Origin of the sequence: Flavonifractor sp. An52 (assembly GCF_002159385.1) — a bacterium.
Classification (GTDB): Bacteria; Bacillota; Clostridia; order Oscillospirales; family Oscillospiraceae; genus Flavonifractor; species Flavonifractor avicola.
The window spans coordinates 95530-115541 of the sequence record NZ_NFIB01000001.1 but is presented as its reverse complement, the minus strand read 5'-3'; the positions used below and the strand labels follow the sequence as shown (position 1 = coordinate 115541).

The window sequence follows — 20012 nt, the reverse complement described above, 5'->3', positions numbered from 1 at the left end:
GATGCCTTGATTCAATGAGAAAAGAGGAATGGAATATGAAAAACAAACATAAGGTTTCCTCTGCCGTCAACTTCGGCGGCTGGGGATGGTTTCTGGTCCTGATCTGTATCGTCTACCAGATGATGTACTCCGCCTTTGCGGTGGACGGCATCAACGGTTACGGCGCCAGCCTGGCCGCCTACCTGTCTCAGGTCAGCGGTACCGAGATCACCAGCGATATGCTGACCGCCATGCTGACCCCCATCGGCATCATCTGCTGCCTGTTGGGCCTGCTCTTCACCACCCTGGTGCTGAAAAAGGGCACCAAGTTGGTGGCCGTGGTCTCCTGCTTCGGCATGGCTATCGCGGTGTTCTGCTTCGGCCGTATCACCAACTTCACCAACTATACCATCGGCCTGTTTTTCGTGCAGATCTTCGGCACCTGTCTGGCCTTTGCCGTCCACCACGGCTTTGTGGGCTCCTGGTTCCCCACCCTGAAGGGTGTGGTTATGGGTTGGACCACCATGGGTCTGCCTCTGACCAGCATGATCCTGGTGCCCTTCGTGACCTGGTGCTTCGCCGGCAGCTGGGGCTGGACCGGCTTCTGTAACGCCCTGGCTGTGGTGCTGCTGGTGCTGGGCTTTGTCACCCTGATCTTTATGACCAATACCCCTGAGGAGAAGGGCTGCTATCCTGACAACATCCGTCCGGAGAACCGGGCCCATCAGGACACCCGGGAGGACCTGACCCGCTACTTCAAGACCAAGTATTCCATTGTAGACCTGCTGAAGAACAAGAGCGTGTGGATGATCGTCATCGGCTTCGGTATTCCCTGGGCCACCACCGCCGGCGTCATGAGCCAGATCATCGTGCGTATGATGAGCACCGGCTATTTCGCCGATCCCTTCGGGCCGGTGGCCATCCTGTCCGGCTGCACCCTGGTGGGTCTGATCGGCAGCTTCTGCTGGGGCTGGCTGGATACCAACATCGGCACCAAGCGGGCTGGCGTGCTCTACAACCTGGCCTATGTGGTGTTCCTTATCGGCATGATGTTCCTGCACCAGATGCCCGTCATTATGTGTACCGTGCTCACCGCCTGCCTGTGCTTCACCGCCGGCGGCATCCCCAACCTGATGCCCAGCATGGTCATCTCCAAGTTCGGCCGCTATGAGTTCATGTCCGCCAACCGGGTGTGCACTCCGCTGGCCACCATCATCCAGAGCTGCGGCTTTGCCATCCTGGTGCTGGGCAAGAGCCTGGGCGGCGGCAACAACTGGTTTGCCGGTTACGGCGTGTTCGTGGTAGTCCTCTGCTTGTTCGACTTCCGTTATCTCCCTTGCTGTTGCGGTTACAATCCGTATGCCTTTATCGCTCATACCGTCCAGCAGCGCGTCAAGCTGCCGCCGCCCGGTGGATTTCTCCGCATTGCTGTTCGGGAAGAAAAATTGATCTACCGAAATATGATACCGGGTTACAAGGTCATAGAATACCTGTAAACTCGGCTGTTGTCCCTTGTTCTCGATATTCGCAAGGTAGCGCGGGGAAATATATAACTCGTCGCTTACCTTTTTGCGGCTCTCGCCGTATTCATTTCTCGCGGCTTTTATAGCTGCCCCGAAAGCCTTAAAGTCGTACAATGGTACGGGTCTTTTTGCCATTTTCATTCACCCTGTTACATTTTACAGTTCACCTTTCTTTTTGGATATGTCCACACAATTCATATCATTAGGTTAAATACTTCCTGTTGTGTATTGACAGTAGACTGATTTTCTGATAAAATAAAATTTATGTAAAAGGAGACGGCGTTTATGTTGCATAGCATGCGTATTAGATAAGCATTGAAAAAAAGGATTTTCCCATTTTCAACATGGGCTTTTTTGTCATGCTTATTTTGCGGATGCTATACAAAAAACTAACGACGTATAGATATAGTATAGACATAGTGCAAGCTATGCCTTAGTTTTGTTGTACTGCTCTGTGCATTATAAATGCAGGTCAATGCTCATGTTGAGGATTGACCTGCATTTTTTTGTGTAAAAAGGACGAGTGAAATATAATGCTTAAAAAATATTGGATAAAATGTCCGATTTGTAACGGAAAGACGAGAGTTCAAGTATTTCATAATACTGTATTAAAAGATTTTCCTCTTTTCTGCCCTAAATGCAAATTGACGCATATCATTGATGTAGAAAAATTAGAGATTGTAATCAAAAATACAGAAAAACAAACTTTTATTATTTAGAAGAAAGGATATAAAAATGAAACGTTTACCTAAATATACGCCTGCGGAAGTACGGAATGATCCATACGGATTTACTTACAAAGAAATGTCGGAAGTTATTGGCGAGAATGAAGCAAAAGCCTTATATGAAGAATTATATAAGCAATTACCACGCAAAAAAAATCTATCAATGTTGGTAAAAAATATTTGCAAAAGCAGTGATACTGAAAAGTATGTTTACGAACTGAAAGACAACAAATACATTGAAACGGTTTTTATCAAGCGGCGAGATGGTGGAACTGTTTGCGTGAGCACACAAGTCGGTTGTCCTGTTGGTTGTATTTTTTGTGAGTCCGGGCGAAATGGCTTTGTTCGTAATCTAACATCGTCAGAAATCGTACAACAGATTATATTGTTGCGTCGAAAAGTAAACCGTATCGTTTTTATGGGTATGGGAGAGCCTTTATTCAATTATGACAACTTGATAAAAGCAATCCATATTCTCCGAGATAGATATGGGCTCAACTTTCCAACCGACGGCATTACCATATCAACAGTTGGTCCGGTCGATCAATTAAAAAAATTGCGCGAGGAACATCTTAAAATTCAGTTGACAATATCTTTACACGCAGCAACACAATCTGCAAGAAATCGTATTATTCCTCACATGCGCATATATGCTATTGAAGATGTTGTTAAGCAAGCCTTATCCTATTCTGAAAGGCATAATCGCAAAATTGTCTTTGCGTATTTGCTTTTACCGGGTATAAATGACCGGCCCTCAGATGTAAGACAACTTGCAAAATGGTTTCGGGGCAAAAAAGTTATGATTAACGTGTTACAATACAACCCAACAAGCAATTCAAGAATTAAAGCACCACAGAAACGGGAAATAGTTGCATTCAAACATCAATTAGAGCAAGCAGGACTTGAAGTTACTATGAGAGTTTCTCATGGCAGAGAGATTAACGCGGCTTGTGGACAGTTAGCTAACACATATAATAAATTCAAAAAAAAATGATTAAAAGTGCCAGACGCATAGACGCAGAGCCGATAACGCATTAGGTCAAAAAACCTATGTGTTATCGGCTTTTTTATTTAATATTGCGCAAAAGCCGCTGTTCCCTATTATAGAATGGATTGCGGGTAGTGTATTAAAGTCGCCCTTTTTTAAGGATACGGCGGTATCGGGGAGGTATCGCCGTGTCCATTTTTATTTACTGTAACCCGCCTAATGCTTTGCGGTCAAAAAAAGCTATGCTCCGCAAGCGGGATATTCCGGCTATGAATGTGAACTGTCAATACATTTAGCTACTGCTTACATTTCCTTTGCGCCCGTCCGCGTCTTGCGGACGGGCGCATTTTGCTTTTTTCAACTTTTTTCTGAAAAGCGCACTCAAGAGCCATCTCCCGAACGGGTACGGAGCGAAAGGGGCAGAGAGGACAAGCCCTTAACTCCCGTCCTCTACTCCACGCGGGAAGGAGGTGAACTCTATGGAGCTATCTTCTTCCGACAAGGAAAGAATACAACATCAGTACGACGCATTAGCAAAGAAAACTTTGGTCGGCGAAGCGAAAAGCCACCGTCGCACTCTTGCGAAACGCGCAGCACGCGAAGTTACTTTTTCGGATTTGAGCGAAAGCGAACTCGCGCAGCTTTTCACAACGGACGAATACGAAAGCGATTATTTCCGTTTTCAAGTGTCCGGCTTTGATGTACTCGTCAAAAATGAACTGCTTGCCGAAGCCCTTAACGCTTTGCCCGAAAGGAAACGCGACATTATCCTTTTGTCCTACTTCTTGGATATGAGCGACGCGGAAATTGGCGAACTGCTGAATGTTGTACGCACGACGGTTTTCCGGCACAGGAAATCCGCGCTTGCGAAAATCAAACAGTATTTGGAGGGAAAAGCAGATGATGAATACCGTTAGGAAGTCTGAAAATCTGTTGCCGTTCCCTGTCATTTCCGCAGCGGCAAACGGCGACACAACCGCCATGTGCGCGATCTTGAAGCACTACGAGGGTTACATAGCGAAACTTTGTACCCGCACGCTGAAAGACGACGCGGGCAATACCTATTCCTATGTGGACGAGGAAATGCGTAACAGGCTGCAAGTGCGCCTTATTACCCGCACCCTTGCTTTTCATGTAGGATAATCTTTTAGCCCATGCGGGGAGCGTGTCCCCTTTCCACGCTTCCCGTTATGGGCTATTTGTCGTTCCGCAAAAGCATATCCGCTGTTGATGTGCTTTTGCAGGCCGACAAAGCCTATTGTTCTTTGACAAAGAAAGCCTTCGGGCAGCATAAGGCAGACGGATACGATCTGTCTGTGTGGAGCCGATCGGCCGGTGCGCCATGACCCTGTTGCAAGTCCGCAGGACGGGACCCCTACCAAACAGGCGAGCGACAAAACCAGGCCGCGAAACAGGTGTGGCAACCTGTGGGCGAAGATGCACAGACAGGACAATGAGACTCCCGCGTTGAACGCCCTCAAAGCATTGCGCGGCGCACCCATCAGCATGGGCCGGGGTGAAATTCCCGTGGAGCTGCGGCCAGCAGCCATCCGTTTTCTGCCTCTTTTATGGTTTTAATGAAATGGCATGAAAGGGGCTTTATCATGCAGAAAAATCAATCTGAAAATAAATATGCCCCGCCTATGCGGAGCAAAAAGAAGATCGGCAACACGACCTTTATCGTCAATTCTTTCTTTCCTCAAAAGGGAAATCAAACGATCGCCTCCAAACTGGAGAACTTGATAAAAGCCGATGTCCAGAAAGAAACTGTGACTTGAAATCCTCCTAACAGGCAGACAGGAAAAAGAAAGCGCGGTATAATGAAGTTGGACTTCAATATCGTGTTTGACTGCCAGATGGGAGGTATTTATGTATTATCAGTCAAACACCGCTGCCGCGCTTCAATTCCCTTACACAGCTATGAGTTCCGAAGAACTTACTGCTCTGTATTGTCGCTTATCCCGTGACGATGAATTGCAGGGTGACAGCAATAGCATTGTAAACCAGAAAAAAATCCTGGAAAAGTATGCCCGTGAGCATGGATATAGCAATTTCAAATTCTATGTTGATGACGGCATCTCAGGTACGACCTTCAACCGCCCAGGCTTTCAGCAGATGATTGCAGATATTGAGGCAGGTCTTGTCAAGCGTGTTATCATTAAGGATATGTCGCGTTTCGGACGTGATTATCTGCAAGTCGGCATGTATACGGAGATCATGTTTCCCGAACATGATATTCACTTTATTGCGGTGAATGATGGTGTAGACAGTACCCAGGGCGACAACGAGTTTACGCCCTTCCGCAATATCATCAATGAATGGTACGCCAAAGACACCAGCAAAAAAATCCGTGCCGTTATGAAAGTGAAAGGCAATGCAGGGGAACATTTGACTGTCTTGCCTCCGTATGGATACATAAAATCGTCTGATGACAAAAAGCAATGGGTGAAGGATGAAGAAGCCGCCCAGGTAGTTTATGAAATTGGTCTCTATATCATGGACGGTTTGGGACCCTCGCAGATCGCAAGAAAACTGACGGAAAGAAAAATCCTTACTCCGGCTGCTTACTATGCGAGTAAAGGCAGGACAACCAATGTCACAAAGAAAGGTTCTCCTTACGCTTGGGATTCTTCTACGATTGCCGACATCATGGATCGCTGGCGTGAATACCTGGGGCACACGGTTAATTTCAAAACCCGTAAAAAATCCTACAAGAGCAAAAAGACTCTGCTCAATCCAGAAAGCGAATGGAAGATTTTTGAGAATACCCACGAAGCTATCTGGACAGAGGCGATTGCCGATGCAGCAAGGCTCGCAAGGCAGACGCGGCGCCGACCAACAAAGATGGGAGAAATGGGGATGTTCTCCGGCATGATGTTCTGTGCCGACTGCGGTTCCATCATGTATCAATGCAGGGCAACCAATTTTCGGCGCGATCAGGAATACTACCTGTGTTCGGGCTATCGGAAAAGCCGTGATGTATGTGGGCAGACACATTCTATCCGAACTGTTATCCTGGAGGAATTGGTTCTGCAAAATCTGCGCGAGATCGTTTCCTTCGCATCACAGCGCAAAGACGATTTTGTGAAGATGGTGATGGATGCGGATATGCGCCAGCGTAACCGAGGTTTGGCAAAACGGCAGAAAACATTGGCTGATGCCGAAAAACGGATCACAGAGCTGGACACCATTTTCAAGCGGCTCTATGAGGATACTATTTCGGGAAAACTTTCTGACGAGCGTTTCCAAAAGCTCTCCGCTGACTACGAGAAAGAGCAGCATCAGCTTCAAGAGGTAGCGGCTGTCCTCCGTGGTGAAATCGAAGCAGAGGAACAAAAAAGCGCCAATGTAGAAAGGTTTCTCTCCGTTGTAGAACGGTATACGGAAATTCCTGAATTGACGCCATGTATCTTACATGAGTTTGTCGAAAAGATCGTTGTCCATGCTGCCAGCGATCCAAAGGGTAAGAACCGCACCCAGGAAATTGACATCTACTATAAGGGCATTGGAGCCCTGGAAGTATCCAAAGTCACTTCATCAAGGCAAGAATGAGAAAAACGGCATAGCCGAAGCTATACCGTTTCTCTCTTGCCTCACGATGTTTTCTTATCGGGAGGCACCTTTTGGCCTGTCATCTCTTTTTTATGGATATGGATCAATACACACCGTACTTGTAGACGCGGTCGGGCACGTCCTTGTTGATCTTGTCCTCGTCGATCATGGCCACGGCCCGGACGATGGTGCCGTCGCCCATGTACCAGCGCAGGGGGAAGGCGCAGAAGGTGAAGCGCTGACCCTTGACCTTCTCGATGTCGCCGCCCAGGTTCTCGATGCCCATGACGTTGTTGCTCAGCAGGATGGTGTGGACGGGCTCCCACTCAGGGAAGTCCTCCAGGGGCTCATGGCCGAACTCCTTCTTGTACTCGTCCACGATGCGGGGGACGTAGGGCCCGGGGCCGTGCTGGGCGGCGTAGGTGTACAGGATGTGATCCAGAGCCTGCAGGTCAAAGCCCACGCCCTTGACCTTGTGATCCACCAGCCAGTGGGCGCCCTCGATGGACATACCGGGGGAGTACATGAAGTAGTCGTCGTTCTCGCCCCAGCGCTTGTTCATGCCGGTGCAGATAAGGACCCAGTCGCCCTCCTGAATGCCGCCTTCCACCTTGGCAGCGGCCTTTTCGATGTCCTCCACGGTGATGAGCTCCCAGTGCTTCTTGGGAATGTCCAGGCAGACAGCGGGGCCGTAGTAATTCTCCAGGGGCAGCTCATGGGTGAAAGCGCCCTCGGGAATCACGTGGGAGGGGGAGTCGGCGTGGGTGGAGTTGTGCATATGGAAGTCGTTAAAGGTCTGCAGCAGGCGGTAGTGCATGGGCATATGCTGCACGCGGTCGATATGGAAATCGCCGTTGGACGGCCACAGGGGATTGCCCCGGCCAAAGGGATGAGACAGGTCTACAAGAACGGTCTTGCTCATAATAATAACTCCTTTTCGTTTAGAATGGATTTGGAATCTTTAAATTCAGGAACAGGCGGCGGGCTGAAAGCACTGGTCGGCGGCGGTGCGCACCATCTCCCCCCAGGAGGAGAACTGGGTGCTCTCCTGCACAAAGCGGTCCAGCAGAGCCTCATTATAGATGAGTTGGTCGGAATTCCAGTTGACGAACACCGCGCTGGAGTAGCGGAAGCCCTCAAAGGATTGGAAGCGGGTGTGGGTCTGCATAAAAGCGTCGCTGAAAATGCGGCTGAGCAGATCCTTCATTTCCTGGGGATAGTCCACATATTGAAACGCCATGGTCAACCTTCCTGACTGCCGTAGAACTTCTTGGCCTGCTCCTCCACATACTTGCGCCACACCGGCTGGTCGGCGGCCATACGGGGACGGATGTACTCGCTCATCTGGCCGCCCTTGCCGTGGACCAGCTCACCGTTGCTGATGGACATATAGAGCAGCGGCTCGGAGGGGGGGCAGCCCTCGATGTGGATGGCGTTGGGGTGATCCTTCAGGTACTTGCGGGTGCAGTTGCCGTGGAGCACCAGCTTCTTGTCGTCCACGTCGGCAGGGATCTGGTTCTTGCCGCCGGCCACCACCACGAAATCGGAGCGGCGCTCGTAGTCGCCGATGGCCTTCAGCGTCTCCATGTTGATGGCCAGCAGGGCCTGGCAGCTGGAGCAGGCGCCGTCGCACAGCACCTTGTACTCGGGCCAGCGGGTGCTCATGTCGCCGATGTAGGGAACCCACATCTTCTTGTAGCAGTCCTTGACGGAGGCACCCACCACGTCGATGTCCTCCCGCTCGGTGATGCCCAGGCCGGTCTCAGCGGCCACCCGGAAGTAGTCCACCGCCTCAGCGTCGATGCCTACCAGGTCACAGGCGATCAGGTCCACGGCCACGGGGTCGGTGGAACCCAGGATGCAGCCCACCTCGATGGGCACGGGGGTGTGGGGGGAGTAGCCGCTGGCGGGACGAATGGCGTCCACGATGTTGATGTCGGCCCGGCAGACGCTCCACACGTCCATCATGGCCATGGTCAGGTTCTGCTGGTGCATCTGCAGGTGAACGGCGTCCTGCACCACGCCCTTGATGTTCTTCAGGGCGCAGGAGAATACCATACTGGCGTGGGCCTTGAGGATGGGCAGGTTGATCAGGTGGTCGGCCTCCAGCAGACGGCGGGGCAGCTTGACGTGGTGCAGGTTGGAGCGGTAGCCCCGGACAGCCACATTGATCAGGTCCTTGTCGGCCTTGATGTCGTAGAGCTCCACGCCCTCCTCCCGGGCCACGTCGGCGATGCCGGAGACCTCATAGCACTCCATGGTATCGCAGCCGATGGCGGCGGCCTCGGCGATGACGATGCTCTTGGGATTGGCCTTCTTGACCTCACGGATGACGGCACGCACCACCTCGGGGTTGGTGCACACGGAGGTGTCGGCGGGGGAGGCGTGACCGGCGTTTGGCTTGAGCATTACGGTAGTCCACGCCGGTGGCCTCGGAAAAGGCCGGGGCCACGATGTTCAGACCGTCAATGGAAAAGCCGATCAGGAAGAAGAACATCAGGGCCTGATAGAGAATGATGCCCCAACCTTTGGAGAAATTCATCTTCATGTTTTCACTGGCGATCTGGGGATTCTTTTTACTCATAGTTTTACTCACTCCTCATTTTCGCTGTAGGATGTGGATGTTGGCTGCGCTGTGCCGGGTTTGCTCCGGCTGCAAGACGTGCCTCCTCTCTCCGCACTTGATTTAGCGAAACAGAATAAAAGCAATCCTGATGCCAACACAAATACCGAAAAATAGGGCCGAAAACGGCTGCTGAGCGGGAGGAAAGGTACTTACCTGTTGCGCAGCGGCAATGAACATTTCCGAATTGCAACAGCTTACCCCTGCGCCAGCTGCAACAAGCTCAGCACCGCGCCGTAATCCAGGGGACGGAAATTGCCGCCCAGAGTGCCGGACCCGCCGGGCAGAGCCTGCTGGGCCAGCTCCTCCAGGGAGACATTGCCGAAACCGGCCTCCCGCAGGGTGACGGGCAGGCCTGCCGAGCAGAGGAAATCCTGAAAGGCTGAGATCCCGTTCTGGGCGGTCTGGATCTGGCTGGAGCAGAGGGGAACCTGCCACACTAGGGTAGAAAAGTCGGCAATGGCCTGGGTCTCGTCGGTGAGCATATACTTGCACCAGGCCGTCATAAGGATGCCCAGGGCCACGCCGTGGGGGAGCCCCAGGGCGGTGGTGAGGACGTGGGAGATGGCGTGACAGGCGAAATCCCCCTCAAACCCCAGCATATCGCTGTGGGCCACGGTGGCGGCCCACATGAGCTGGCTGCGGGCGTCGTAGTCGTCGGGGCGGGCCAGAGCCTTGGGCAGCTCGGCGATAACAGTGCGCATCACAGCGGCGCACATCTGGCTGCGGAGGGTGCCCTGCTGACCCTTGTGGAAGTAGCGCTCAAAGGCGTGGGAAAAGATGTCCACTCCGCAGGAGGCGGTCTGCCGGGGAGGCAGGGAGAAGGTGAGGGCCGGGTCCATCAGGGCGAAGCGGGGGCGGGTCAGCGGCTCTTCCAGAGCTACCTTTAAATGAAGTTCATCGTGACAGAGCACTGATACGCTGTTGGCCTCGCTGGCGGTGGCGGCGGTGGTGAGCACCACCCCGATGGGCAGAGCCTTTTGGGCTTTTCCCTTGCCGGAGTAGATGTCCCAGAGAGGGGCGGTGCTTTTGGCCCCCAGGCTGACGGCTTTGGCGGTGTCAATGACGCTGCCGCCGCCCACGGCCAGCAGGAGGGTGATCTTCTTCTCCCGGGCCAGCCGCCGCCCCTCCTCCGCCTTGGAGAGGAGGGGATTTTCCTGAATACCTCCGAACAGAGTGACCGTCAGGCCGTGGGCCTCCAGATCGGCGGTGAGCCGGTCCAGCAGGCCGCTGCGGCGGATGCGGTCGCTGCCGTAGAGAAGCATGACATTTGGGCCGAAGGGGGCGGCCAGCTCCCCGGCCCGCCCCTCCGCATCCCGCCCGAAGATGACCCGGGTGGGGAAGGAAAATTCAAAATCTTTCATAGGCGTACCGAAGCTCAGGCCATCTCAATGAGGACGGCGGTACCCATGCCGCCGCCAGCACACAGGGTGGCCAGGCCGTATCTGCCGCCACGGCGCTTGAGCTCGTGGAGCAGGGTGACCACCAGACGGCTGCCGGTGGCGCCCACGGGGTGGCCCAGGGAGATGCCGCCGCCGTTGACGTTCAGCTTGTCCTCGTCGATGCCCAACTCCCGCTGGCAGGCCACGCACTGGGCGGCAAAGGCCTCGTTGATCTCAAAAAGGTCGATATCGGCCACAGTGAGGCCGGCCTTCTCCAGGGTTTTCTGGGTGGCGCTGATGGGACCGATGCCCATCAGGTCGGGGGAGACGCCGGTGGTGGCAGTGGCCACCACCCGGGCCAGCACAGGCAGCCCCAGAGATTTGGCCAGCTCCTCCTCCATCAGCAGCACGCCGGAGGAGGCGTCGTTCATGCCGGAGGAGTTGCCGGCGGTGACCCGACCGTCGGCCTTGAAGGTGGGCTTTAGCTTGGCCAGCTTCTCCAGGGTGGTGTCCCGGCGGACGTGCTCGTCGGTGGTAATGACGGTGTCTCCCTTTCTGCCGTGGACAGTGATGGGGATGATCTCCTCTTCAAACTTACCCGCATCGATGGCGGCGGCGGCCCGCTGCTGAGAGCGGAGGGCGTACTGATCCATGTCCTCCCGGGTGACGTGATAGGCGTCGGCCACATTTTCGGCGGTGATGCCCATGGCGGGGCCCACGCCCAGGTTGGTCAGGGAGTCCCACATGGAGTCCCGCAGCTCCATGTGGCCGTATTTCTTGCCGTAGCGGGCGTCAAATACCATAAAGGGAGCGGCGCTCATGCAGTCGGCACCGCCGGCCATGATGCACTTGGCCTCTCCTGCCATGATCTGATAGAAGCCCAGCTGAATGGAGGACATGGAGGAGGTGCAGTTGCGGTGGACGGTGATACCGGGCACGGTTTCGGGCAGACCGGCCTTGATGGCAGCCACCCGGGCCAGGTTGTTCTCCAGATAGGTACGCTGGTAGTTGCAGCCCCAGATCACATCATCAATCAGGGCGGGGTCCACGCCGGAGCGCTTCACCAGGGCCTGCATCACCGGAACGGACAGGTCCAGGGCGGTGAGGGTTTTGAACTGGCCGCCGATGGTTCCGATGGGGGTGCGGCAGGCGGCAACAATGGCAACATGATTCATAAGTATGTCTCCTCTCTGAATGTGGTAAGGTGGATTCAGGAGAGAGATGATGCAAGCCGGATGCCAACAATCTCGGAGCGTTTTTTATAAAACCGCCCGGTTGAGTTGTTGCACGATGCAAATATGCAACAGAGAAGAGAAAACAACGGACGGGTTGTTTCCGAAATGCAATAGCGAAGGTGGATGAAGCTGCAAACCGGCCCGGAAAGACGAAAATAAATTGGCATGAGTCTTGCTTCTTATCTTTGGCGTTATGAGATCCGTCCCAATGGGCGGACATCATGTTTTAAGGAGGAATGGAAATGAGCCAGGATAAGACCATTATTACTGTGGCCACCACCGGCGCGTGGCCCAAGAAGGAAAACAACCCCAACGTGCCCATGACCCCCGCCGAGATTGCCGAGGATATCTACGCCTGCTGGAAGGCGGGAGCTGCCATCGCCCATATGCATATGCGGGACGATCAGGGCAACGGCGCCATGGACAAGGATAAATTCCGTGAAACGGTGGAGCTGCTGCGGGGCAACCATCCCGACTGCGACATCATTTTGAATATGACCACCTCCGGCGCTGCCTCTTTCCCCAACGAGGAGTGCCGTTACGAGCACATTGTGGAGCTGCGCCCCGAGATGGCCTCCTACGACTGCGGTTCCATGAACTGGATGCACACCGGCCTGTTCCTCAATCCCCCCGCCTTCCTGGAGAAGCTGGGCAAGATCATGGAGGACAACCACATCAAGCCGGAGATCGAGGCCTTTGACCCCGGCATGATCGCCAACGCCCAGTATTACCTCAAAAAGGGTGTGCTCAAGGCTCCGCTGCACTTCCAGTTCTGCATGGGCTGCGCCAACGGTATCCCCGGCACCATGAAGAACCTGATTTTCATGAAGGAGACCATGGAGTCCCTGTGCCCCGGCTCCACCTGGAGCTGCTTCGGCGTGGGCCATTCCGCCCTTACCATGTTGTACGGCGCTGTGGCCCTGGGCGGCCACATCCGCGTGGGCATGGAGGACAACGTGATGTACAGCAAGGGTGTGCTGGCTGAGAGCAACGTCCAGTTCGTGGACCGGGCCCGTCGGGTCATCGAGGAGTTCGGCAAAAAGGTTGCCACTCCCGACGAGGCCCGGGAGATCCTCAGCCTGAAGTAAGAGAAAGGAAGGGAACAACATGGCACTGATGACAGGGGAACAGTACATTGAGAGCATCCGCAAGATGCATATGCAGGTCTATATGTTCGGCAAGAAGGTGGAGCATCCGGTGGACGATCCCATCCTCCGCCCCTCGCTGAACAGCGTGCGCATGACCTATGATCTGGCCCAGAAGCCGGAATACCAGGACCTGATGACCGCCACCTCCAACCTGACCGGCCAGCAGGTCAACCGCTTCACCCACATCCACCAGTCCGCCCAGGACCTGGTGAAGAAGGTGAAGATGCAGCGGCTGCTGGGCCAGCAGACCGCCGCCTGCTTCCAGCGGTGCGTGGGTATGGACGCCTTCAATGCTGTTTACTCCACCACCTACGAGATCGACCAGAAGTATGGTACCAGCTATCATGAGAATTTCAAGAAGTTTGCCGCCTATGTTCAGGAGCACGACCTGACGGTGGACGGAGCCATGACCGACCCCAAGGGAGACCGGTCCAAGGCTCCTCATGAGCAGGAGGACCCAGATCTGTTCCTGCGTGTGGTGGAGCGCCGCCCCGACGGCATTGTGGTCCGGGGCGCCAAGGCCCACCAGACCGGCGCGCTGAACAGCCATGAGATCATCATCATGCCTACCATCTCCATGGGACCGGAGGACAAGGACTATGCCGTATCCTTTGCCGTGCCCATGGACGCCGAGGGTATCTTCATGATCATCGGCCGCCAGAGCTGCGACACCCGGAAGCTGGAGGGCAGCGAGCTGGACGTAGGTAACGCCGAGTTCGGCGGCGTGGAGGCCCTGGTGGTGTTCGACGACGTGTTTGTGCCCAACGACCGCATCTTCATGTGCGGTGAGACCGAGTTCGCCGGTATGCTGGTGGAGCGGTTTGCCGGTTACCACCGCCAGAGCTACGGCGGGTGCAAGGTAGGCGTGGGCGACGTGCTGATCGGCGCGGCGGCGGTAGCCGCCGACTACAACGGCTGCGCCAAGGCCTCCCACATCAAGGACAAGCTCATCGAAATGACCCACCTGAACGAGACCCTGTATTGCTGCGGCATCGCCTGCTCCGCTGAAGGCCACGCCACCGCCAGCGGCAACTACATCATCGACCTGCTGCTGGCCAACGTGTGCAAGCAGAACGTCACCCGCTTCCCCTATGAGATTGCCCGGCTGGCCGAGGACATTGCCGGCGGCGTGGTGGTTACAGCTCCCGCCGAGGCCGACCTAAAAGACCCCAAGCTGGGGCCCTATGTGGAAAAGTACTTCAAGGCGGCCCCCGGCGTGTCGGTGGAGAACCGCTTCCGCATCCTGCGCCTCATTGAGAACCTGACCCTGGGTACCGCCGCCGTGGGTTACCGAACCGAGTCCCTCCACGGCGCCGGTTCTCCTCAGGCCCAGCGCATTATGATCGCCCGCCAGGGCAACCTGCCTATGAAGAAAGAGTTGGCCAAGAAGATCGCCCATGTCAAGGAGTGAGGAAACGTGTCTGAGTACAGTGAGATCCTGGACCGGATCGAAGAGGTTTTGGAGGATAAGGTGCGCCCCAACCTGGCCCTTCATGGCGGCAATATCCGCAGCCTGGACTGCAAGGACGGAGTTTACCGCTTCCAGCTCACCGGCCAGTGCGCCGGTTGCCCCTCCGCCATGCTGACCACGGAAAACCTGATCCGCTCCGCTCTGCTGGAATCCATTCCTGAGCTGAAGGATGTGGTGCTGGTGGGAGGCGTGAGCCAGGAGCTGCTGGACCAGGCCAAAGCCATTCTGCGGGGGGAGCGTCCGTGCGGATCGGAGTAAAATACTGCGGCGGCTGCAATCCCCGGTATGACCGGGTGGCCCTGGTGGAGCGCATTCAGAGGGAGCAGCCGGAGGATACCTTTGAGCGGGCGATCCCCGGAGTCTGCTACGACCAGCTGCTGGTGGTATGCGGCTGCTCCGCCCAATGCGCGGATTTGACAGGGCTGACAGGACGGGAGATCCGCAGCCTGTGGCAGGACCATCCCTGAAATTCCAATCAAACAAAAGAAAGCCTGTAACCATTGTGGTTACAGGCTTTTTTTGTAGGCTGGTTGCTATTTTCTGCGTGGACGAAGGCCGATAATGAAGAGGACCGCCGCAGCGCACAGCAGGGCCAGCAAAGCGGGCCAGGTGCCCCGGGAGGCCTCCAGAGCCAGGCCAGGCGGGGTCAGCAGGGAGACGGTCCGCAGGGCGGGGGAGAGTTGGGACAGGTCCATAAAGCACCCACCCAGCAGGCAGAGGATCAGAGCCAGGAAGGGGGCCAGTCCGTCCACCCGCCCATCGGTATTGGTGAACCGGATGAGCATCAGGGCTAGGGCGGAGACGCACAGGGTGTAGGCCAAGGTGGCCGCGGCGGTCCATAGGTCGGTACAGCCGCCGAAGAGCAGAATGCACAGGGAAACCAGAAGCCCCAGCCCCACTAGGGCCAGACAGTCGCTGCCGTAGGACAGCACCCGGCCAAAGGGGAGGGACCACATCCGACGCTCCACCAGACGGCCGTCCCGGCCTCCGGTCCAGGCCGCCGAGGTCAGCAAAGTAAACAGAACCATCAGCGCTGTAAAGCTGATCTGGCTGGGGACGAAGGGCAGGGGAGCGGAGGCACCGTTTTGCATCTGCATCTGGTAGAGAGGCGGCATGGAGGCTTCGGCCTCATCCATCAGGGTCTGGAGCTGAGCAGATTCCTGGGCGGAAAGGGTCCGCCCCAGATGGGCTTCCGCGTTGCCGTTGGCCTGGGCCCGGCTGCGCTGGAGGGAAACCTGCCCGGCGATGATCTCACGGGCGCCCTGGAGGGAGACGGACGCCGAAGCGCCCTCATAGCGGAGGGGGATTTGCTCCTCAGTGGTCAAAGACTGGCTATAGCCCTCTCCAATTGTGAGCAGACCTTCCACCTCTCCCAGCAGGAGCAGGTAAAGCCCCTCCTCTTTGCCGCAGCTGCGTACCGAGAGCTCGGCATGCTGTCCCAGACGCTGGACCAGCTCCTGGGACATAGCGCTTTGATCCTGGTCATAGACCGCTAGGCACAGCTGCTGCCTGCCACCAGACTGAACGGAGGAGGCGGCCATCCCGCACAGCAGCGCCACTGCCAGCAGAGCAACCAGTCCCCGCAGACCGCCGGACATGGCGGTGAGCTTGATGCCGGACAGGCTGGCCAGCCGGGCTGGGAAGGGAAGCAGGGCGGGGACAGCTGTGGGTTTGGCAGGGTTGCCGTGGGTGGTGCGGGCGGATTTGCTCCTCTTGTTCCGGTGCAGCATGAACAGGGCGAACAGAAGGCCGGCGACTCCCATGGCCAGAATGGGCCAGAGCAGACCCAACAGCTTCACTGGCGGCAGACCGTAGGCGGCAGCCTCCAGTCCCAGTCCGGCGTAGTAGGGCAGGGCGAATTTACCCAGCAGAGGCAGGGGCATGGGGAGAAGCTGACGGGACCAGAGGGTGCCCCCCAGTACCAGGGAGAGAAAGAGCAGCAGATTGCCCCACCGCTGGACCGAGGCGGGATTGCCCAGCCACGCGGCCAGCCCCAGCAGAATCCCGAAGGCGGAAGCCAGCAGGAGAAGGGCAAGGCCTAGAAACAAAATGGGGTGTTCCGGCTGAAAGACTGCCAGCATCAGGATCTGGGTGGGCAGGGTCAGCAGATAGGCCACCAGGAACTTGGACAGTACAAAGGCTCCCGTGGAACCGCCCAAAGCCCTGTAGCGGGGGAGAATACCCAATCCCAGCTCCTCGGGCAGGGTTTTGACAGCGGCGATGGAGAAGAAGAGGGCCAGCACCGACAGCACACAGGCTGCCAGCCGCCGCTCCAGCGCTCCTTGAAGGTCGGCCTGGACTGCCTCATTTTCAAAAACATTCTGGCGGCCCAGGGCGTCATGAAGCAGATTGACGGAGGATTCCTGATAGAGGGCCCACTGCTGCTCATTGTCCAGGTCGCCGTAGCACAGCTGGTATACGGCGGTGTAGGCCACCTGATTGCCCCGAATGATGTCCATCACAGAGCCGAAGATGGAATAGATCAGGGTGGACTCCAGCTGCATATCTCCGTTGAGGACAATGGAGACTGGGCAATCGGTCATGGTGTACAGATCGTAGAAAAAGTCCTTGGGGATGGTGATAACCGCCGCCGCGCCCTGGTCCAGAGCCTGGGCGTCACTGGTTTCCTCCTCCAGAACGGCCACATCGGAGAACAGTTCGATGCGCTTCATCTGGGCGATGAGGGAGCGGGACATGATGGTATCGTCCTCATCCCGCACGGCGATGGGAAAAGGCTGCACATAGCTCTGGGTGGTGAGATCGCCCAGCCCGATCCGGAAGGCCGCCAGCAGCAGGAAAGGCAGCAGTAGGGCGGCCACCCCGGCGCCGCTGAAAAACAGCTTCAGGTCTTTACAGAGGGCGGCTTTCAGTCCGGACATGGGTTTCCCTCCTCCGGGACAGGCCGGCCGGCTTCCAGGGTGAGGATCCGGCTGCATACCCGCTCCAGCTCGCCGGGCTGGTGGGAGATGATGGCGATGGCACAGCCCATGTCCCGCAGGTGCTCCACCATGGACAGGATAAGCTCCACCGAGCGGGCGTCCGCGCCTACGGTAGGTTCGTCCAGCAACAGCACTTTGGGTGTGATCATCAGAGCGCTGGCCAGATGGAGGCGGCGCTGCATCCCGCCGGAGTAGGCGGAGACCGGCTGCTTTCCCTTGTCGCTCAGGTCCAACTGCTCCAACAGCCAGCGGCTGCGGATAGAGATGGCCTGACGGGGCAGACCGCAGGCTCGCCCCCAGAACCGCAGGTTATCCAGCCCGGTAAGGGTGTGGTAAAGGGAGAGCTCCTGGGGCACATAGGCCACCTTGCCCACGGCCTCCGGTGCCAGATGATATTCTCCGGCATCGGGCCGCAGTACCCCGGCCAGGATGGACAGCAGGGTGCTCTTGCCCGCGCCGTTGGAGCCACGGACGCCCAATACCTCCCCTTGGGACAGGGTCAGGAAAATGGGGCCCAGCACAGGGGCGGCATGGCGGGAGTAGCGCTTTTCCACCTGCCGCAGGGTACATAAAACCGCGTTACCATCCATAGGAAGTATCCAGCAGCGGCTCCAGATTGCGGATCAGATCCTGCTCCACAGCCATACCCAGTTCCTGGAACAGCTCATAGTAGTCCTCATAGGTGAAGTCACTGATGTCGTAGGGGGGCACATCGGGGGCTTTGACGGAAGAACCATCCGTGGTATTGATGTTGATCTCCAGAGAGCTGAACGCACCGTCAAACACATAGGAATCACCCTGGATTTGGAGGGTGTGGTCCACGCTGTTGTCCTGTCCCTGGGTTACGTCCAGCGTCAGGTTCACAGGCAGAATATCCGAGTATACTTGATAGGAGCCCTGGGGGATGCCCAGAGGAGATTTTTTCTCCGAATCCATATCGTACCGCATTTCCAGAGAGCCGCCGTAAGGCTGGGTAAGGCTGATGATGCCATCGGAAACGCTGCCGTTTTTGGTGTAGGAGTGAGTCAGCAGGAACTGGGGCTCACCATAGACCTCTACATAGAAGGCCTCCTGTCGCCGGTCAGACTCCGCGCCCTGGGACTCATAGACCAGAGTGGTATCGGAATAGTCGGTATACAGACGGATCATACGGACCTGGTTGCCCTCCACATAGAGCTCCCAGGTAAAACCGGACTCCTCCACCTCACGGCCTGCATCGGCGGCGCTGTATTCCAGCTCATCCGCCAGAGAGAGCAGGGCATTGTCCAGCTCCTCCTCCAGATCATAGCCGCTGAAAACATCGTAACCGAAGGCGGCGGTCAGCATATCAGGGTTGATGAGCTTCAGGATCAGCTGTCGCAGGGTTTCGTCCTCACGCAGGGTCTGGGCCAGCTTGAGCAGCATGGCCTCCACATCCTCTGCCCGGGGCTGGAAGGTGTAGCGGGTACCAGTCATGGAGCTGCCCAGCTGAGGCAGGTTAAAGGACACGCCGTCCTCCACCATTACATTTTCTTCGTTGACAACTGTATAGACAATATCCAGATAGGACTCCAGCAGAGAGCGCCACTCCTTGCCCGAAATCTCAGGCAGAGCCAGCGCACTCAGGTCTACGTCCTGACCGGTGAGGGCCTCCACTGTCTGGGAGAGATCCATGGTATAATAGGTATCCTGGATCTCGGGCAGATAAAAGCCCAGAGTTCCTTTGTCATAAGACAGCAGGCCTGTGAGGATGGGGCTGCCCATCAGGGTGAACTCTCCGTTGGCCAGTAAGGTGTCCCGGTCCAGATCCACCTTCAGGCAGACGGAGGAGTCCTCCAGGTACTGGTTGATCTCTGCGCTGTCCGTGATGGCGGTGATCGTCAGATCGGAAGAGAACGCGCCGCTGCCGATGGTGTCCACACCTTCCTCCAGCATACCAAGCGCGCGATCAGCAAACAGGTCCTGCTGATAAGAGACGAATTGCTTGGACGGAGCGGAAAAGAGCCGGGGAATCACTAAAATACCCGCAGCCACCACGACTACAGCGGCAATGGCGCCGGCGATTATTTTCCCTTTGGGACGGCGGGCGGCGGGGGCAGCTTTAGCCTCAGGCTGGGGTTCCTGAGATACAGCAGATGCCTGCTCTACGGGAGTGCCGCAGTTGACGCAGAATTTTGTATCCGGGGTGAGCCGCTCGCCGCAGTTTCTGCAAAAGGCAGGGGTGTTGGCGGGGGCGGGGTCCTGAGGAACCGGGGTGCCGCAGTTTTGGCAGAAGGCGGCCCCGTTGTGCAGCGGATGGCCGCAGTTGAGACAGTTTTTCATGGTTCTTCCTCCCTCGATAAGATGGCAGCAGTTCTGCTGCGCATAACGTATATTTCCTCTGTTTGCACACACCTCGATTGTACGGGCAGTAGGAAAAGAAGTCAACAGAAAATTACAAATAGTTCCATAAAAGGCGGGATTTCTTT

At 56.2% G+C, this 20012-nt stretch carries 19 protein-coding genes and 2 pseudogenes; 11 read left to right on the top strand and 10 right to left on the bottom strand.

Annotated elements, in window-relative coordinates; all coding sequences use genetic code 11:
• Positions 1-14: 14 nt before the first annotated feature.
• Positions 15-1127, top strand: a pseudogene (locus B5G06_RS14240) (MFS transporter); the annotation flags it as partial.
• A gap of 156 nt (positions 1128-1283) precedes the next feature.
• On the opposite strand, the pseudogene B5G06_RS00585 reads toward B5G06_RS14240, so the two are convergent.
• A pseudogene (locus B5G06_RS00585) lies at positions 1284-1637 on the bottom strand (helix-turn-helix transcriptional regulator); the annotation flags it as partial.
• A 398-nt stretch (positions 1638-2035) separates the two neighbouring features.
• Between B5G06_RS00585 and B5G06_RS00580 the strand changes: the two are divergent.
• The 6 genes from B5G06_RS00580 to B5G06_RS00550 all read left to right on the top strand — a co-directional run bounded on the left by B5G06_RS00580 (position 2036) and on the right by B5G06_RS00550 (position 6767).
• Positions 2036-2221: a cysteine-rich KTR domain-containing protein gene (locus B5G06_RS00580; RefSeq protein ID WP_003431289.1), complete on the top strand. Its 186-nt coding sequence runs from the start codon at positions 2036-2038 to the stop codon at positions 2219-2221.
• Positions 2222-2237: 16 nt separating this feature from the next.
• The gene (rlmN, locus tag B5G06_RS00575) at positions 2238-3221 is read left to right on the top strand and encodes a 23S rRNA (adenine(2503)-C(2))-methyltransferase RlmN (RefSeq protein WP_002584956.1); all 984 of its coding nucleotides are present in this window, start codon (positions 2238-2240) and stop codon (positions 3219-3221) included.
• Between the two features lie 473 nt (positions 3222-3694).
• The gene (locus B5G06_RS00570; RefSeq protein ID WP_002604474.1) at positions 3695-4132 is read left to right on the top strand and encodes a sigma-70 family RNA polymerase sigma factor; all 438 of its coding nucleotides are present in this window, start codon (positions 3695-3697) and stop codon (positions 4130-4132) included.
• Entirely contained in the window at positions 4116-4358 is a 243-nt protein-coding gene (locus B5G06_RS00565) for a helix-turn-helix domain-containing protein (protein WP_002604473.1), read from the top strand. The genes B5G06_RS00570 and B5G06_RS00565 overlap by 17 nt, the downstream gene beginning before the upstream one ends.
• A gap of 461 nt (positions 4359-4819) precedes the next feature.
• Entirely contained in the window at positions 4820-4993 is a 174-nt protein-coding gene (locus B5G06_RS00555; RefSeq protein ID WP_158094644.1) for a transposon-encoded TnpW family protein, read from the top strand.
• A 91-nt stretch (positions 4994-5084) separates the two neighbouring features.
• Positions 5085-6767, top strand: a complete 1683-nt coding sequence (locus B5G06_RS00550) for a recombinase family protein (RefSeq protein WP_087187166.1) — start codon at positions 5085-5087, stop codon at positions 6765-6767.
• Between the two features lie 103 nt (positions 6768-6870).
• Here the strand turns inward: B5G06_RS00550 and B5G06_RS00545 are convergent, their stop codons facing one another.
• The 6 genes from B5G06_RS00545 to B5G06_RS00520 form a co-directional block, all read right to left on the bottom strand.
• On the bottom strand, positions 6871-7689 hold the full coding sequence (locus B5G06_RS00545) for a cyclase family protein (protein WP_087187165.1): 819 nt from the start codon (positions 7687-7689) through the stop codon (positions 6871-6873).
• 45 nt (positions 7690-7734) lie between these two features.
• Positions 7735-8007: a hypothetical protein gene (locus B5G06_RS00540; protein WP_087187164.1), complete on the bottom strand. Its 273-nt coding sequence runs from the start codon at positions 8005-8007 to the stop codon at positions 7735-7737.
• Positions 8008-8009: 2 nt separating this feature from the next.
• Complete coding sequence (locus B5G06_RS00535; protein WP_242955286.1) at positions 8010-9176, bottom strand: DUF362 domain-containing protein; 1167 nt, start codon at positions 9174-9176, stop codon at positions 8010-8012.
• On the bottom strand, positions 9091-9351 hold the full coding sequence (locus tag B5G06_RS14120; RefSeq protein WP_087187163.1) for a hypothetical protein: 261 nt from the start codon (positions 9349-9351) through the stop codon (positions 9091-9093). The genes B5G06_RS00535 and B5G06_RS14120 overlap by 86 nt, the downstream gene beginning before the upstream one ends.
• Positions 9352-9587: 236 nt before the next feature.
• Entirely contained in the window at positions 9588-10754 is a 1167-nt protein-coding gene (locus tag B5G06_RS00525) for an iron-containing alcohol dehydrogenase (protein WP_087187162.1), read from the bottom strand.
• A 14-nt stretch (positions 10755-10768) separates the two neighbouring features.
• Complete coding sequence (locus B5G06_RS00520) at positions 10769-11947, bottom strand: thiolase family protein (protein WP_087187161.1); 1179 nt, start codon at positions 11945-11947, stop codon at positions 10769-10771.
• A gap of 302 nt (positions 11948-12249) precedes the next feature.
• Between B5G06_RS00520 and B5G06_RS00515 the strand changes: the two genes are divergently transcribed.
• Genes B5G06_RS00515 through B5G06_RS00500 form a run of 4 tightly spaced genes read left to right on the top strand, consistent with a single transcriptional unit; the run spans position 12250 to position 15093 of the window.
• The gene (locus B5G06_RS00515) at positions 12250-13095 is read left to right on the top strand and encodes a 3-keto-5-aminohexanoate cleavage protein (protein WP_343214214.1); all 846 of its coding nucleotides are present in this window, start codon (positions 12250-12252) and stop codon (positions 13093-13095) included.
• A gap of 19 nt (positions 13096-13114) precedes the next feature.
• Positions 13115-14566 carry a 4-hydroxyphenylacetate 3-hydroxylase family protein gene (locus tag B5G06_RS00510; protein WP_087187159.1) on the top strand — a complete coding sequence of 484 codons (1452 nt, stop codon included), beginning with the start codon at positions 13115-13117 and terminating at the stop codon, positions 14564-14566.
• Positions 14567-14572: 6 nt separating this feature from the next.
• Positions 14573-14884, top strand: coding sequence for a NifU family protein (locus B5G06_RS00505; RefSeq protein WP_242955285.1), 312 nt, complete (start codon positions 14573-14575; stop codon positions 14882-14884).
• The gene (locus B5G06_RS00500) at positions 14869-15093 is read left to right on the top strand and encodes a hypothetical protein (RefSeq protein ID WP_087187158.1); all 225 of its coding nucleotides are present in this window, start codon (positions 14869-14871) and stop codon (positions 15091-15093) included. Before B5G06_RS00505 ends, B5G06_RS00500 begins: the two co-directional genes overlap by 16 nt.
• A gap of 66 nt (positions 15094-15159) precedes the next feature.
• Here the strand turns inward: B5G06_RS00500 and B5G06_RS00495 are convergent, their stop codons facing one another.
• From B5G06_RS00495 to B5G06_RS00485, 3 genes are read right to left on the bottom strand one after another with little or no spacing between them, the layout of a single operon-like run.
• A complete protein-coding gene (locus B5G06_RS00495; protein ID WP_158094643.1) occupies positions 15160-17505 on the bottom strand; it encodes an ABC transporter permease in 2346 nt (781 codons plus the stop codon).
• Positions 17493-18155 (bottom strand): ABC transporter ATP-binding protein, encoded by a 663-nt coding sequence (locus B5G06_RS00490; protein ID WP_087187156.1) that lies wholly within the window; start codon positions 18153-18155, stop codon positions 17493-17495. Before B5G06_RS00490 ends, B5G06_RS00495 begins: the two co-directional genes overlap by 13 nt.
• Positions 18145-19866: a zinc ribbon domain-containing protein gene (locus tag B5G06_RS00485; RefSeq protein ID WP_087187155.1), complete on the bottom strand. Its 1722-nt coding sequence runs from the start codon at positions 19864-19866 to the stop codon at positions 18145-18147. The genes B5G06_RS00490 and B5G06_RS00485 overlap by 11 nt, the downstream gene beginning before the upstream one ends.
• Positions 19867-20012: the final 146 nt, after the last annotated feature.